The organism is Arthrobacter sp. FW306-06-A, from assembly GCF_021870055.1.
In the GTDB taxonomy this organism is placed as follows: Bacteria; Actinomycetota; Actinomycetes; order Actinomycetales; family Micrococcaceae; genus Arthrobacter.
The window spans coordinates 2,496,216-2,511,000 of sequence record NZ_CP084552.1; the positions used below are offsets into that span (position 1 = coordinate 2,496,216).

Here is a 14,785-nt window from a genome sequence, read left to right on the forward strand (position 1 = left end):
ACCTGCGCCAGTGTCAAAAGCCCCGTTGGGCAAGCCGGCCAAAGCGGTGGTGCACGCCGCTGGAACAGGACCAATGGCTCTCCCTTCCGCACCCTGGGCGCCCAATACTGAAAGGGAAGGCAGACGGCTGGCGCCCGCCTTTCAGAACCCGGAGGTCGTGGAAGTGTACGGCTGGGATGACGGCATGGGCCTGTGGGGCTATGTCCTGATGAGCATCAGCATGGTGGTGGTCTGGGGAGCAATCATCACCGGTATTGTCCTGCTGGCCCGCTCCCTGCGGGCGCCGTCTCCGCACCCGCTGCAGCAGTCCCCGCGGCCGGCAGAGGACGTGCTTGCCGAGCGGTTTGCCCGCGGCGAGATCGACGCGCTGGAATACCAGAACAGGCTGTCCGTCCTGCGCGGCCAGCCGGGTGCCTGAGTTCCCGGGTCCTACAGGCAACGAACCGCGGGGGTGCAACGATGCCACTCTCTGAATTCGAGAAACGCGAACTTGAACTAATCGGCCACGGCCTGGAAGAGGACGATCCCCGGCTCGCCGACATGCTCAGCAGGGACAGCGCCGCGCTGTCCCGCAGGGCCCGGATCAGCCGCGGATTGGTCGTTTTCGCGGCAGGTGTCTGCGTCCTCCTCCTGGGCCTGGTGATGCGGGTGCCCCCCGTGGGCATCGCAGGGTTTGCCCTCATGAACGGGGGCGGCTACTGGGCCATCAAGGACCTCCGGTGGTCCTTGCGGAGCAGGAACCGGCGCGTTACCCAAGTGGAAGGCAACAACGAATGAACGGGAACGGCAAGGACCTTTCGTCCGAACGGCAGGCGTTGCAGGCGGTGGAAACCCACCATGCGGATATGCTGCGGCACTTGAACGGGCTGGTGGGCCTGCTGACGGAGACCGTGGAGGCTGGAGATGCCGGTGCCGCCCAGGCTGCGCAGGCCACCCTTCTTGACTGGTGTGACAAGGAGCTGGTGCCTCACGCCCTGGCCGAGGAAGGGCCGCTTTACAGCGGGCCGCACGGCATGCCGGAGGCCAAGCTGCTGGTGGACGGCATGCTGGCGGAGCACCAGGTCATCGTGGGCCTGATCGAGGAGCTCAGAACGGCTGACGGGGTGGCCGCGGCTGTGGCGGCCGGTGCCATCCAGCGGATCTTCGCCCTGCACCTGGACAAAGAGAACCGCCTCCTGATGCCTTTCGTCATCCAATCCCCCGCACTGTCGCTCGCCCATGCAGTGGAAGGACTGCACGAACTGGTGGGAGAAGGCGCAGCACATCATCACAAGCATTGAGCGGGCGCACCTGCATTGAGGCGCATGTGCATTGGCTCGGCGCTGAACTGCTGGACAATCAGGTGCACGGTCAGGGAACCACAGCGGTGCGGGGGTCTGCAACCCCCACTGCGGCCTCCGCCTCTGCCTTTTCTTCCGGGTCTTTTGACTCCGGGGCGTGGACCACCAGCACCGGGCAGTGCGCGTGGCTCACGCATGCCGAACTCACCGAACCGGGGACGAAGCTCCCGTGCCCCCGCCTTCCAACAATCAGCAGGGACGCGTTGCGGCTCGCGTCAATCAGCGCTGGACCGGGCTTGCCCCTGACCAGCCGGGGGTGCACGAACGGAGGCAGTTCATCGAAAGCGTCTGCCAGCGCCTGCTGGAGCACTTGTTCCGCGGCATACTTGAACCCCTCGATTCCGACGGCGAGGTACACGCCGTAGCCGGCCGGAACGTCCCAGCACGCCCAGGCTTCAACCTTGGCCGACATTGGTTCCGCCATCGCCCGGGCCACCCGGAGCGCGGCGACGGAGGCTTCGGATCCATCCACCCCGACTATGATCCTCGGGTGCGGTTCAAGGCCATCCATGCCGGCTCCCATCACTGTCCTGCCAAGTGCTGCCCTGCCATATGCTTTCCTGTGGCCGGGTGCCATCCTTTGGCACGGTCCCAGAATGGACCACAAACGCTCCGTGTGGAAGGGCCGAAGGTCATCACGTCCTTGCAAGCCGAGGGGCCCCTTTCCCGGCCAAGGTCCGGTGACGTGGACTTTGGTCCCTTCCCGCCGCCGCCTCCCCGGGTAACAATGGGACCAGGCCCTCCCCGGGGGCTACCCCGTCTGCAGCGGGGCCTTGATCCTGAAGACATTGGGAGCGTTCGGTGTACAAGCATGAAGCAGGGACTGATGGGCCAACAGGATCTTTGGGGCAGGTCCGGGTGTTCATCCTCGATGACCATGAGCTTGTCCGGCAGGGGCTGAAGGACCTGCTGGAAGGCGAAGGATTCCTTGTCGTAGGCGAAAGCGGGTCCGCAGCCGAAGCCACCCGCCGCATCCCCGCCCTGCACCCGGACATCGCCATCCTTGACGGGCGGCTTCCTGACGGCACGGGAATCGAAGTGTGCCGGGACGTGCGTTCGCTGGATCCCCGCCTGCGCTGCCTGATCCTCACCAGCTACGACGACGAACAGGCCCTGCGCGGGGCGGTCCTGGCAGGTGCCTCCGGCTACATCCTGAAACAGATCAGGAGTGACGACCTGCTGGCCGGGATCCGCAGGGCCGCTGCCGGAGAATCGCTGTTTGATCCTGGGGTGGAGCAGCAGATCATTACCGGGCTTTCCACGGCGCCTACAGATCCCCGTTTGGAGGGCCTGAGCGCGCAGGAGAAGAAGGTGCTGGCGTTGATCGGCCAGGGGCTGACCAACCGCCAAATCGGCGACGAGCTGTTCCTGGCCGAGAAGACCGTCAAGAACTACGTTTCGTCCATCCTGGCCAAGCTGGGGTTCGAGCGCAGGACGCAGGCGGCGGTCTACGTCACCAAGAGTTCACCGGACTCCGCCTGACCGGACAGGTCAGGCCAGTGGCACCGACCACCGCACGGACGTACCCTGCCCCGGGACGCTTTCGATGACGCAGCTGCCCTTCAGCAGTTCAGCGCGGTGGCGCATGTTCGCCAGTCCGCTTACCTGGCCGTGCTCGGCGAACCCCCGGCCATTGTCATGGATGAGGAGCTGGACTTCATTCCTGGCATTGGCGCTCCCGGCACTGGCATTCCTGCCATCAAAGTTCCCGCGGTGAACGTCCCTGCCCGAAGCGTCGCCACTCCCCACGGCAACGCTCACCTGGATATCGTCCGCGCCGGAATGCCGCAGCGCATTGCTGAGCCCTTCCGACAGCACTGACAACAAGTGCACTGCCACATCCTCACGAACCGAGTCCACCGGTCCGTCCAGGGATACCTTTGGGGTCAGGGCGTAGCTGCGCGAATTCTCCCGGACCACCCGCAGGATACGGCCCGTCAGCGGTTCACGTTCCTCATCCGCCGTGCGGAGCGAGTAGATGGTGTCCCGCAGTTTCCGGATGGTGTCATCGAGCTCCGTGGTCACGGCGGCGATACGCTCATGCGCCACCGGATCCAGGGTGTACCGCCGCAGGCTCTGGATGCTCAGCCCGGCAGCAAACAAGCGCTGGATGACCAGGTCATGCAGGTCCCTGGCAATCCGTTCCCGGTCCGTGAAAAGAAGGTTTTGTTCGCGAAGTGCATTCACGCGGGCCAGGTCGAGCGCCAGTCCGATCCGGCTTCCGAAGATGGCACTGGATTCGGCCTCAGCTTGGTTGAACACGGCAGTTCCTTGTCCGCGCGCCAGCAGCAGGACCCCGTTGTCACTGGAGCTGTGCCCGAGCGAGCACACGAGGACGGAACCAAGCTTCTCCGCTACCCCGTCCTCGAACACCTGCCGCGGATCCTTCACCACCAACGACCCGCCGCCCTCAAGGACGCCCGATACCGCCCGTGAAACCATCAACTCCTGGCCTGCCTGGATTCCCTGCACCCCCAGGCATGACCGGCAGCGAAGCGAGCCGTCACCGGCCGGCACGGCCACGACCGCAAGCACCGAGTCCGACACCTTGAGGGCGGTATCGGCAACAACATCCAGGTTGTCCCCACCTCCCGGGTGGGACGTCATGATCAATCTGCTGCTCAGCTCCATCCCTGCTTCCAGCCACTTCTGCCGCCGGCTGCTGTCTTCGAAAAGGCGGGCATTCTGGATTGCCACTCCGGCCGCAGCCGCGAGGGCCACGGCAAGGTCCTCATCTTCAGCTGTGAAGTCCTCCCCGCCCTGTTTCTCCGTCAGGTAGAGGTTGCCGAAGACTTCGTCCCGGAGGCGGACCGGTACGCCCAGGAAGGTCCGCATGGGCGGGTGATTTGCAGGGAAACCCGAAGCGATGGGGTGCTGGCCAAGGTCATGCAGGCGCAGGGGCCGCGGCTCGCGGATCAAAAGGCCCAGCACTCCATGGCCGGTAGGAAGGTCACCGATGGAACGGATGCCCTCTTCATCAATTCCCACCGTGATGAAGTGGCTGAGCCTGCGGTCCTCGCCGATGACCCCCAAAGCACCGTACCTCGCGCCCACCAAGGCACACGCAGACCGCACGAGCCGGTCAAGCACGGCCTCGAGGCTCAGGTCCTCGGCAAGGGCCACCACCGCAGCCAACAGGCCGTTGATCCGTTCCTGCGTATCCAGCAATTCGTCCCCGCGGGCTGTAAAGTCCCGTACCAGGTCTTCAACTCTGTCCCTCATCGGCGAGCGCCAGGGCTGGTCAGTGCTCACGTGCCACCTCCTGCGGCAGGAACCTGCGGCGCTGCGGGTCCCTGGCGCGGTCCAAGTGTTCGAAACGGAAGTGCCGGCCTCCGCCCCCCAATTCCACCTTCAACTGAGCATGAAGGCGCTTCCCGATTAATTCTAGGAGCACAGGGGAAAAAATACCCCCAATGGTCCCCGAATAGGGGCGCTGGGGGGCGCGGGACCTTCTTCCCTAGCCGGGGGCCATACCCGGCTTTAGGCTACGGCCATGAACACCGCAGCGACTGAACCGGAAATCAAGGAACTGGGCGTCCACGATTGCTGGCGATACCTTCGTTCAACGTCCCTTTGCAGGATCGCCTTCACGGACGGGGACATTGTTGAGAACTATCCCGTGAACTTTGTCCCCACCAACGGCACCCTGCTCATCCGGACGGGGGAAGGAACCAAGCTTGCCTCCCTCGCCGAACATAAGGCAGTGGCCGTCGAGGCGGACGGGATGAACCAGTACGGCACCATCGCCTGGAGCGTCATCCTCAAGGGGCACGCGCTGATCGTTACCGATGCCGAGGAAACGCAGGACGCCATGGATGCAGGGCTTTCCCCATGGCAACCCGGCCAAAAGAACGTCCTGATCCGGATCACGCCGCACGAAATCAGTGGGCGCAGGTTCGTCATCGCCGCGCCAACCCACTGGTGGCCGCCGCGCGAACCGAGCGCGGATTAGGTCGGCACGCGAACACTCCACTGCTCCTGCACCACACCCCGTCACAAGAACCCGCAAAGGATGGTCCCCCATGGCACCTGCCAAGCCAATCGCCGTCGGCATCACTGATTCCTCGGCGTCCAATGCCGCCCTGTTGTGGGCAGCAGCCCGGGCCAACAGGCTCAAGCTTCCCCTCGCCGTCGTGAATGTGGTGGACGACCGGTGGATGGCCGCCGAAGTCCTGCCCTATCTTGAAGTCCTGCGCGAATCGGGGCTGGGCCTGCTGAAGGAAGCCGGTGAGAAGGCCACCGCTGCCGAGCCCGGCCTGCAGGTGACCCTCCAGCTCCTGGAGGGCGGCGTAGGGGCCGCCCTGGGCGATTACTCGAAAAATGCCAGCATGCTGGTGCTTGGGACCAGCGGCCACACACGCGGTGCCCTCACGGACCGGGCCCTGCAGGCGGCTGCCACGGCCGAATGCCCCGTGGCCGTCATCGGCGACGCCCAGGAACCGGGCCGCGGCATCGTGGTGGGTGTGGATGGATCACGGGAATCAACGCAGGCTGTTGCCTTTGCCGCGGCCGAAGCTGACGCCCTCGGGGAGGACCTGACCGTCCTCTACGCGTTCACCGGCCCCAACCGCTGGATCTCCGCCGGACTGCCGCAAAGCAGTTTCGCCACCCATGTGGTGGAGGAGGAGCAGATCGTATTGTCCGAAACGGAGGCAGGCCTCCGGCAGGACTACCCGGACCTCAGGGTGCAAACCGTGATGGAGACCGTCCTGGAACCTGCAGACGCTTTGCTCCGCGCAGCTGCCGGTGCCCGTCTGCTGGTCCTGGGCAGCCGTGGCAGGGGTGGCTTCGAAAGGCTCCTCCTGGGGTCCACGGCGCACGCGGTGCTTACCCAGCCGCCCTGCCCTACGGTCATCACCCGCGTGCACAGGCAGCAGCACCACGACTGACCGGGTCAGCAGCCTGGCCACGTCATGACGGTAGCCGGGGACAACGGGGCCGCGGTCCCGGGCCTGGACATCGGCCATGCCCGGGACGGGCTCTCCACTGCCGAAGTTCGGGAGCGCACTGCTGCCGGCCGCATCAACAGCGTTCCGACGGCTACCAGCAGGAGCGTCGGAGAGATTGTCCAGGCCAACGTCTTCACGCTTTTCAACGGCGTTGTCGGAGGGTGCTTCATCCTGCTGCTGGTCCTTGGCCAGTGGCGGGACGCGCTGTTCGGGTTGTCCGCCATCAGCAATTCCCTGATTGGCATCATCCAGGAATACCGGGCCAAGCGCTCGCTGGACCAGCTTGCGATATTGCACGCCGCCAGGAGCACGGTGGTCAGGAACGGGGCCCGGGAAACCATCTCCTCCGAGGAGTTGGTGCCTGACGACCTGGTGGTACTCAACGCCGGAGACCAGGTCACGGCGGACCTGATGCTGCTGGACGGGAACCCGCTTGAGGTGGATGAGTCGTTGCTGACCGGCGAATCCGAACCCGTGCCCAAGCAGGGCGGCGCCGTGCTGCTCTCCGGGTCCCTGATCCTTGCCGGTAGCGGGCGTGCCAAGGTGCTCCGGGTGGGACCCGACACGTTCGCCTACGGGCTGGCAGCTGAGGCGCGCCGGTTTTCCCTGGTGACTTCAGAGATCCGGCGGGGCCTGGAAAAGGTCTTTGCCGTCATCACGTGGCTGCTTCTTCCCACCGCCCTGCTGCTCACGAATGCGCAAATGCAGGAGCAGGGCGGGTGGGCCGGAGCAATGGGATCAGGGCGTTGGGTGCCGGCGGCCGTGGGTTCGGTTGCGGGCATCATGGCCATGATTCCGTTGGGCCTGCTCCTGATGAGCAGCGTGGCTTTCGCCGTGGGAGGGCTCCGGCTTGCCCGCCAAAAGGTGCTGATCCAGGAACTTGCCGCCGTCGAGGTGCTGGCACGGGTGGACGTCCTCTGCCTGGATAAGACCGGCACGTTGTCCTCCGGCTCAATGGTGTTCGACGCCGTCCATCACGCCGGGACTGTTCCTGCCCCTGGGTGGCAGCAGGCGCTGGAGTGGTTCGGTTCCAACGCAGACAGCAGCAGCACCGCGGCAGCCATCGGGAAGGCCTTCCCTGCGCCGGTCCCTCCGCAGGAGCAGGACTCGGTCCCCTTCTCCTCTGCCCGCAAGTGGAGCTCGGTGACGTTTGCGCCGGGCTCCGCCGCTGCCGGCACATGGATCCTCGGAGCCCCCGACGCAGTACTCAATGGGCGCGGCTGCGAGGCGGCGCACGCCAGCGCCGCAACCCTCGCCGCAACGGGCCTCCGGACCCTGGCCCTGGTGTACCTGGACGGGCCGCTGCCCCGGGATGCCGCAGGCGCGGGAATCCCGCCGGACCTGGTTCCGGTCATGCTGCTGACGTTCCGCGAAAGCATCCGCCGGGACGCAGCCTCGACCCTGGACTATTTCCGGCGGCAGGGGGTAACCGTCAAGATCATCTCCGGAGACGACCCCCGCACGGTGGGGGCGCTGGCCCGCCGCGTGGGGTTTGTCACCGGTGCTGCCTGTGACGCACGCCGGCTTCCTGACGATACCGTCGAACTGGAGGAAACGGTGGAGGCCAACAGCCTCTTCGGGAGCGTGACACCTTCCCAGAAGCGGGACCTGATCGAGGCACTGAGACGGCGGGGGCACACCGTGGCAATGACCGGTGACGGGGTGAATGATGTCCTGGCGCTCAAAGAGGCCGACCTGGGGATCGCCATGGACTCGGCCTCCCCCGCAACCAAGGCCGTGGCCCGCCTGGTCCTGCTGGACGGTCGCTTCGAACGGCTGCCGGCCGTAGTGGACGAGGGACGACGGGCCATCAGCAACATCGAGCGCGTTTCCCTGGTGTTCCTGAGCAAGACCGTCTACGCCACCATCATTTCCGTGGTGTCCGGCATCCTGTTGCTGGCCTTTCCGTTCCTGCCCCGGCAGCTGTCGGCCCTGGATGGTTTGACCATCGGCCTGCCGTCGTTCTTCCTGGCCCTGCAGCCCGGTGGGCAGCGCTACGCTCCGGGGTTCCTCCGGCGTTCCCTCGCCTTCGCTGTTCCGGCCGGCATCTGCGCCGCCCTGTGCGTCCTTGCCGTCAGCGGCTATGCCCAGACATGGGGCGGATACAGCGAAGAGTCTGCGCAGTCTGCGGCCACCCTGACCCTGGGCCTGGTGGCCGCGTGGATCCTGGTGATGACATCGCGCCCCCTCAGCCCAACCAAGGTCCTGATCCTTGCCGGAATGTACGCAGGGCTGGTCCTGTTGTTCACCGTCCCGGTGGCGCAGGACTTCTTCCGCGTGGACTGGCCGCCTCCCGCCCTGCTGATCCTTTCCACCGCCGTTGCCGCAGCAGGTTGCGTGGCTATTGAGCTGGTGGGGCGTTTTACCCGGCGGCCATCCTTGCGCGGCCACAAAGGCGGGCTGGGACCTTTGACTCTGGAAGCGGCCACCCGGGAAGGGGAAGGTGGAACTGCCGGGCAACGCGATGGTCCGGCTTCCACATGAGCAGGAGGCAAGAATGACTGACCTGATGAGATGGTTCGACACCCGGCGCTCCCCGATGGATGTTATCGAGAGGCTGTTCGACGGCGACATGGGTTCCTCGGCCATTCGGGTTGAGGAGATGATGGACGGCAACACGCTCGTGGTGCGGGCCGAGCTGCCCGGCATAGATCCGGAAAAGGACGTTGACGTCACGATTGCCGACGGCGTGCTGTCGATCAAGGCGGAGCGGCAGGAAAAGAAAGAGCACAAGGACAAGGACAGCTACCGGTCCGAATTCCGCTACGGCTCCTTCATGCGCCGGATTCCCCTCCCCAGCGGCGTCCAGCAAGGCGACATCACTGCCTCGTACAAGGACGGCCTCCTCGAAGTCCGGGCTCCGATGCCGGACCAGGGGCAGGAAGCTGCGGCGTCAAAGATCCCCATCAGCAGGGGTTAAGTACAGTTTAAGCACGACGCCGGTGCCTGGCTTCCCGGGGATCACCCCTCGGGCTGCCAGGCACTTTCGTACGCCCGTGCCTCCGCCGCGGCAATGACAGGGAGCGTCCGCACGTAGGTGTCAGGGTTCAGGGACACGGAATCGATGCCCAGGCCGACCAGGAACTCTGCGAAGTCCGGATGGTTGCTGGGCCCCTGCCCGCAGATCCCGATCTTGATGCCGGCCGCGTGGGCCTTGCTGATCGCCTCGGCAATCATGGCCATCACTGCCGGGTCCCGCTCGTCGAACAGCCCCGCAAGTTCCTCCGAGTCGCGGTCCACGCCCAGCACCAGCTGGGTGAGGTCGTTGGACCCGATGGAGAAGCCGTCAAAGCGCTTGGCAAATTCCGCTGCCATGACCACGTTCGACGGAATCTCGCACATCATGTAGAGCTGGAGCCCATCCCTGCCGCGGACCAATCCCTGTTCCTCCATGGCCGCGATCACCTGGTCTGCTTCCCGCACGGTACGGCAGAAGGGAACCATGACGATGACGTTGCCGAACCCCGCCTGCTCGCGCACGCGTTTCAGGGCTTTGCACTCCAGGGCGAATCCTTCGCGGTAGTGGCTGCTGTAGTAGCGGGAGGCCCCGCGGAACCCGAGCATGGGGTTTTCCTCCGGGCGTTCGAAGGCGCTGCCGCCGATCAGGTGGCCGTACTCGTTGGTCTTGAAATCGCTCAACCTGACGATGACGGGCTTGGGATGGAAGGGAGCGGCAATCTTGGCGATCCCGGTTGCCAGCACGTCGACGAAATACTCCTGCGGGTCCTCATAGCCGCGGGTCAGCTGCCGGATGAGCGCAGCCTCCTCCGGGTCCGCCACCCTCTCCGGGTGGACCAGGGCCATGGGATGGATGCGGATCAGGTTGTTGATGATGAACTCCATCCGGGCCAGGCCCACGCCGGCGGCGGGCAGCCGCCACCATTTGAAGGCGGCAGCCGGGCTGGCGATGTTGATCATCACGGCCGTGCGGGTGGCCGGAAGTGTCTGCATGTCCACTTCTTCCACGGAGAACTCCAGCAGTCCTTCGTAGACGCGGCCCTCCTCGCCTTCGGCGCATGACAAGGTGACCGGGACGCCGTCGGACAGTGCTTCGGTGGCGTTGCGGGTGCCCACGACGGCGGGGACGCCCAGTTCGCGGCTGACGATGGCCGCGTGGCTGGTTGGGCCGCCGTGGTCCGTGATGATGCCCGCGGCACGCTTCATCACGGGCACCCAGTCCGGGTCCGTCATCCGGGTGACCAGCACGGACCCGTCCACGAAGGATTCGATGTCCTTGGCATCCCGCACCACGCAGGCCTGGCCCCGGGCAATGGCGTCGCCAATCGCGGCGCCGGAGACCAGGACCTTGCCGGGCTGTGCAAGGTGGTAGGTCCGGAACGTGGTTGTGCTCCTGCGGGCCTGCACGGTTTCCGGCCTTGCCTGCACCATGAAGAGTTCTCCGGTGATCCCGTCCTTGGCCCACTCCATATCCATCGGGCGGCCATAGTGCTCCTCCACGGCAACGGCCCAGCGGGCCAGGAGGACAACCTCCCGGTCATCCAGCACCAGCGAGCGCTGCTCCCGCTCGGAGGTCTCGACCATCCTGGTCCGCGCGTCCCCGCCCTGGCTGTACACCATTTTGCGTTCCTTCGCACCGAGCTCGCGCTCGATCACGGGGCTGAAGCGTTCCTCTGCCAGGAGCGGCTTGAACACCTGGTACTTATCCGGGTTGATGGTCCCCTGGACCACCGTCTCTCCCAGTCCCCAGGCTGCGCTGATCACCACCACGCCTGGAAAACCGGACTCGGTGTCGATCGAGAACATCACCCCTGACGCGCCCAGGTCTGAGCGGACCATCCGCTGCACACCCACGGACAGGGCGACGTCCAGATGGTCATATCCCTTCATTTCGCGATAGCTGATGGCGCGGTCCGTGAACAGGGAGGCATAGCAGCGCCGGCAAGCGTCCAACACCGCGCGGCCGCCTGCCACATTCAGGAAGGTTTCCTGCTGGCCGGCGAAGCTGGCATCCGGGAGGTCCTCCGCAGTGGCGCTGCTGCGGACCGCAACGGCAACCTGGGTCTGCCCGGCCCGCTCGCACAGGGCCAGGTAGTGTTCCTGGATGTCCGCGGCGATGTCTGCAGGGAAGGTGGCCTGCAGGAACAGCTCACGGATCGCGGCCCCGGCCTGACGGAGCGTGGACGTTCCGGAGCGCTGGTCCTCCATGTGCTTCCTGATCAGCGGCTCCAGGCCGTTCGCAGCAAGGAACGCCCGGTAGGCGGCAGCTGTGGTGGCGAACCCCTCGGGTACCCTGACCCCCGCGGACTGCAGTGCACGGCTCAATTCGCCCAGCGAGGCGTTCTTCCCTCCCACGGATGGGATGTCCGCGATCCCGGTGTCCTCGATCCATTTGACGTTGGCGTTGGCCAGGGACGTGTCTGCGGCGGCACTCATGGCTTGATTCTGGACTCCACCAACCGGGGCATGCAGAGTCTTAGGTCCTGCTCCGCCGCAGCCGCCCGCGCGCCGTTTTGTGGATCCAGTCCGCCAGGAGGACAGCAGGTGCCGCAAGGAGCGCCAGCAGGAAACCCGCCGGTGTTGGCGGTGCCTGGCCCAGCAGCGTGGCGAGGTAGGGCACGTACAGGCAGACGGCAAGGATGGCCAGTTCAGCCAGGACGGCCCATACCAGAAGCCTGTTGGTCGCCCAGCCCAGCTTCCAGGGCGGCAACGTGGCGCTCCTGCAGGCAAAGGCGTTGGCCAGCTGGCCCAGCACGACGGCCATGAAAGCGGCACCGGAGGCCGCCATCAGCAGCCCTGCCCCGGGAACCTGGCCCCGGCTCCATCCGCCGCCGGCCAGGACAGCGGAGAACACTGCCATTTCCATTGCAGCCTCCACGGGACCCAGGATGCAGAAGACCCGGATAATCAACTGCCGGTCCATCAGGTGCCGTCGTTCGGGCGGCCGGGCCAGAATGCGCCTGCCGGGCGGTTCTGCGCCAAGGGCCAGGGCCGGAAGCAAATCGGTTCCGATGTCCAGGGCGAGAATTTGCAGGACCCCCAGGGCCAGCGGGAACTGCCCGCCGGACAGTGCCCAGATGACAAAGGGGGTCAGTTCCGCCACGTTGTCTGTGAGGTGGTAGGTGAGGAACCGGTGGACGTTGGCGTAGGTGGCCCTGCCCTGTTCGATGGCGGCCACGATGGTGCCGAAATGGTCGTCAAGGAGGACCAGATCCGAGGCCTCACGTGCCACGTCTGTTCCACTGAGGCCCATAGCCACACCGATGTCCGCTTCACGGAGAGCAGGGCCGTCGTTAACGCCGTCGCCGGTCATCGCCACCACATGCCCGCGGGCCTGCAGCGCCTTGGCCACACGGAGCTTTTGCTCCGGTGATACCCTGCTGACCACCACTCCGTCGCGGTCCAGGAGTGCGCCCAATATCTGGTCGTCCTCCGGCAGGTCCGCGCCTTCCAGCACAAGTTCGGGGCTCCCGGTAAGGCCGATCTGGCGGGCAATCGCTGCCGCCGTGGCGGGGTGGTCGCCGGTGATCATGGCAATCCTCAACCCTGCCTGCCGGGCCGCGCGGATCACGTCCCCCACATCCTCCCGGGGCGGGTCCTGCAGTCCGATCAGGCCCAGGAATTCCATGCCCGTTTCGAGTTCCAAGGCTGGAGTGGACTGCCACGCAGCAGGCGCTCCGCCGAGCCGACGCCTCGCAACCGCGATGACGCGCAGCCCGCGTGCGGCCATCACCTCCACCTGTTCCTTGACTGGGCCGGGCACGGCTTCACAGACCGGCAGCACGGTTTCGGGGGCACCTTTGCAGAACAGATCGGTTCCCAGGAGGGCGGATTCGCGCCGCCGCACGGGATCAAACGGCAACCGGCGCCACGGGGCAGCGCCGGCCTCGGTGCCTGTGAGCCTGCGGGCCAGGACGTCCATGGCCGCTTCCATGGGGTCGCCCTGCGCCCGCCACTGCCCGTCGTGGAACTCGGCGCGGCCCTGGGAAGCGGTACGCGCTGCCAGCGCCGCCGCGGCTGCCTCTTCCACCCCGCTTCCCTGCACGTCGCCGTCGGGAGCGTATCCCTGGCCCGTCACGTGGACGGGACCAGCCGCTGTGAAGACTTCGACGGCGTTCATCCGGTTCTGCGTCAGGGTCCCGGTTTTGTCGGTGCAGATAAAAGTGGTGGAACCCAGGGTTTCCACTGCCTCAAGGTTCCGGACCAGCCCGCTGCGCGAAGCCATGCGCTGGGCCCCCATGGCCAGCGACAGCGTGACGGTGGGGAGGAGGCCTTCCGGGACCAGCGCCACGGCAACGCCGATGGAAAACAGGAACGAGTCCCGCCATTGGAAGCCCACTAGCAGCGATGCCAGGAAGAAGACCGCCGCGATCCCCAGCGCCATACCGGCGGTAACGCGGACGATCCGGCGCAGTTCCTGGGACAGCGGCGTAGGCGGAGAAACCGCCCCGCTGGTCAGGGCAGCGATGCCGGCCAGCCTGGTTCCAGCACCTGTCGCGGAAACCGCTGCTTCCGCGTAGCCGTTGACCAGGAACGTGCCGCCCCAAGCCGGGTCACCCGCGATTTTGGGCACAGGGGCGCTTTCGCCCGTCAACATGGATTCATCCACCGCGCAGGCAGACGCCGACAGCAGCACCAAGTCCGCGGGGACGCGGTCGCCGGCAGCGAGCAGCACCACGTCGCCGACCACCAGCTCGCTGGCGTGGACCTTGCGCACCTTCCCGTCCCGCCGGACCACCACGTCGGCGGGCAGCAGGCCACGCAGCCGGGCGGCGGCGTGCTGGGCGCGTTCCTGCTGAATGTGCGCGAAGACTCCGTTGACAATGACGACGACGATGATCGCCACGGCGAGCTGCGGCATGTCCGCGATGAAAGCCAGCCCGGCGGCGCACCACAGCATGAGGGCGAAGAAGTGAGTCATTTCGCCCCAGAGCTTCCGCCACTGCGGAACGGGTTTCTCCGCGGGAAGCTGGTTGGGGCCCGCCTGTTTCAGGAGCTGCGCGGCCTGTTCAGAGGTCAGGCCCTCCGCGGTCCTCACACAGCGTCCGCCTCCTGACCAACCAGGAGCACGGGACAGTTGGAGTGGGCAGCGCAGGCCTTGCTGACGGAGCCCATGGACGACTTGAGCAGGCCGCCTTCGCCGTGCCGTCCAACCACCAGCATTTGTGCCCGCCGGCTCTCGTCCACCAGCACCTTCGCCGGTGATCCGAACTTGATGGTCACGTCGATGTTTTCCGGCCGTTCAGCGGAAAACGCCCGGCCAAGGGCATCCTCCACCAGGCGCCCGGCAGCGTCCTCCAACCTGGCGGTGAACTGCCGGTCGGCCCCCTCGAGGCGTGACATCACCAGGTAGTCCGGCATCCCGATGCATGAGATGACTTCGAGCCGTGTGCCCAGGCGGGCTGCCAGCGTGCCCGCGTAGCGGAGGGCTGCGGAGGAGTATTCGGACCCGTCCACACCCACGATGACCGGCTTGGCTCCTGTTTCTGCGTTCATGGTCACCACGATCCCGGCTGCGGGTTGAGCTGGGAAGGGCCA

The 14,785-nt window shown here is 66.1% G+C and carries 13 protein-coding genes; 8 read left to right on the forward strand and 5 right to left on the reverse strand.

Features of this window, described 5'->3' with window-relative positions; translation table 11 throughout:
- Nucleotides 1-163 precede the first annotated feature (163 nt).
- From LFT49_RS11480 to LFT49_RS11490, 3 genes are read left to right on the forward strand one after another with little or no spacing between them, the layout of a single operon-like run.
- A complete protein-coding gene (locus LFT49_RS11480) occupies nt 164-418 on the forward strand; it encodes an SHOCT domain-containing protein (protein ID WP_237428263.1) in 255 nt (84 codons plus the stop codon).
- 41 nt (nt 419-459) lie between these two features.
- Nucleotides 460-777 carry a DUF3040 domain-containing protein gene (locus tag LFT49_RS11485; protein ID WP_236798519.1) on the forward strand — a complete coding sequence of 106 codons (318 nt, stop codon included), beginning with the start codon at nt 460-462 and terminating at the stop codon, nt 775-777.
- Nucleotides 774-1,280 carry a hemerythrin domain-containing protein gene (locus LFT49_RS11490; protein WP_237428264.1) on the forward strand — a complete coding sequence of 169 codons (507 nt, stop codon included), beginning with the start codon at nt 774-776 and terminating at the stop codon, nt 1,278-1,280. The genes LFT49_RS11485 and LFT49_RS11490 overlap by 4 nt, the downstream gene beginning before the upstream one ends.
- A gap of 70 nt (nt 1,281-1,350) precedes the next feature.
- Here LFT49_RS11490 and LFT49_RS11495 read toward each other — a convergent pair whose 3' ends face one another.
- Nucleotides 1,351-1,851, reverse strand: a complete 501-nt coding sequence (locus LFT49_RS11495; RefSeq protein WP_237428265.1) for a universal stress protein — start codon at nt 1,849-1,851, stop codon at nt 1,351-1,353.
- A gap of 347 nt (nt 1,852-2,198) precedes the next feature.
- On the opposite strand from LFT49_RS11495, the gene LFT49_RS11500 reads away from it, so the two are divergent.
- Nucleotides 2,199-2,822: a response regulator gene (locus tag LFT49_RS11500; protein WP_142135354.1), complete on the forward strand. Its 624-nt coding sequence runs from the start codon at nt 2,199-2,201 to the stop codon at nt 2,820-2,822.
- A gap of 9 nt (nt 2,823-2,831) precedes the next feature.
- Here the strand turns inward: LFT49_RS11500 and LFT49_RS11505 are convergent, their stop codons facing one another.
- Nucleotides 2,832-4,562: a GAF domain-containing sensor histidine kinase gene (locus tag LFT49_RS11505; protein WP_237430513.1), complete on the reverse strand. Its 1,731-nt coding sequence runs from the start codon at nt 4,560-4,562 to the stop codon at nt 2,832-2,834.
- A gap of 271 nt (nt 4,563-4,833) precedes the next feature.
- On the opposite strand from LFT49_RS11505, the gene LFT49_RS11510 reads away from it, so the two are divergent.
- From LFT49_RS11510 to LFT49_RS11525, 4 genes are all read left to right on the forward strand, one after another.
- A complete protein-coding gene (locus LFT49_RS11510) occupies nt 4,834-5,292 on the forward strand; it encodes a pyridoxamine 5'-phosphate oxidase family protein (RefSeq protein WP_236819605.1) in 459 nt (152 codons plus the stop codon).
- A gap of 70 nt (nt 5,293-5,362) precedes the next feature.
- The gene (locus LFT49_RS11515) at nt 5,363-6,229 is read left to right on the forward strand and encodes a universal stress protein (RefSeq protein ID WP_236798523.1); all 867 of its coding nucleotides are present in this window, start codon (nt 5,363-5,365) and stop codon (nt 6,227-6,229) included.
- A 24-nt stretch (nt 6,230-6,253) separates the two neighbouring features.
- Nucleotides 6,254-8,773, forward strand: a complete 2,520-nt coding sequence (locus LFT49_RS11520; RefSeq protein WP_237428266.1) for an HAD-IC family P-type ATPase — start codon at nt 6,254-6,256, stop codon at nt 8,771-8,773.
- Between the two features lie 13 nt (nt 8,774-8,786).
- Nucleotides 8,787-9,209, forward strand: a complete 423-nt coding sequence (locus tag LFT49_RS11525; protein ID WP_272910793.1) for an Hsp20/alpha crystallin family protein — start codon at nt 8,787-8,789, stop codon at nt 9,207-9,209.
- 41 nt (nt 9,210-9,250) lie between these two features.
- Here LFT49_RS11525 and ppsA read toward each other — a convergent pair whose 3' ends face one another.
- From ppsA to LFT49_RS11540, 3 genes are read right to left on the reverse strand one after another with little or no spacing between them, the layout of a single operon-like run.
- A complete protein-coding gene (gene ppsA, locus LFT49_RS11530) occupies nt 9,251-11,683 on the reverse strand; it encodes a phosphoenolpyruvate synthase (RefSeq protein ID WP_237428267.1) in 2,433 nt (810 codons plus the stop codon).
- Nucleotides 11,684-11,723: 40 nt separating this feature from the next.
- Nucleotides 11,724-14,285, reverse strand: coding sequence for a cation-translocating P-type ATPase (locus LFT49_RS11535; RefSeq protein WP_237428268.1), 2,562 nt, complete (start codon nt 14,283-14,285; stop codon nt 11,724-11,726).
- Nucleotides 14,282-14,743 (reverse strand): universal stress protein, encoded by a 462-nt coding sequence (locus LFT49_RS11540; RefSeq protein ID WP_236798527.1) that lies wholly within the window; start codon nt 14,741-14,743, stop codon nt 14,282-14,284. The genes LFT49_RS11535 and LFT49_RS11540 overlap by 4 nt, the downstream gene beginning before the upstream one ends.
- Nucleotides 14,744-14,785: the final 42 nt, after the last annotated feature.

What these genes read in the sequence shown, in the direction of transcription:
- LFT49_RS11485 (WP_236798519.1), top strand. Translation starts at nt 460, where the DNA reads ATGCCACTCTCTGAATTCGAGAAACGCGAACTTGAACTAATCGGCCAC.
- LFT49_RS11490 (WP_237428264.1), top strand. Translation starts at nt 774, where the DNA reads ATGAACGGGAACGGCAAGGACCTTTCGTCCGAACGGCAGGCGTTGCAG.
- LFT49_RS11495 (WP_237428265.1), bottom strand. Translation starts at nt 1,851, where the DNA reads ATGGATGGCCTTGAACCGCACCCGAGGATCATAGTCGGGGTGGATGGA.
- LFT49_RS11505 (WP_237430513.1), bottom strand. Translation starts at nt 4,562, where the DNA reads ATGAGGGACAGAGTTGAAGACCTGGTACGGGACTTTACAGCCCGCGGG.
- LFT49_RS11510 (WP_236819605.1), top strand. Translation starts at nt 4,834, where the DNA reads ATGAACACCGCAGCGACTGAACCGGAAATCAAGGAACTGGGCGTCCAC.
- LFT49_RS11515 (WP_236798523.1), top strand. Translation starts at nt 5,363, where the DNA reads ATGGCACCTGCCAAGCCAATCGCCGTCGGCATCACTGATTCCTCGGCG.
- LFT49_RS11520 (WP_237428266.1), top strand. Translation starts at nt 6,254, where the DNA reads ATGACGGTAGCCGGGGACAACGGGGCCGCGGTCCCGGGCCTGGACATC.
- LFT49_RS11525 (WP_272910793.1), top strand. Translation starts at nt 8,787, where the DNA reads ATGACTGACCTGATGAGATGGTTCGACACCCGGCGCTCCCCGATGGAT.
- ppsA (WP_237428267.1), bottom strand. Translation starts at nt 11,683, where the DNA reads ATGAGTGCCGCCGCAGACACGTCCCTGGCCAACGCCAACGTCAAATGG.
- LFT49_RS11540 (WP_236798527.1), bottom strand. Translation starts at nt 14,743, where the DNA reads ATGAACGCAGAAACAGGAGCCAAGCCGGTCATCGTGGGTGTGGACGGG.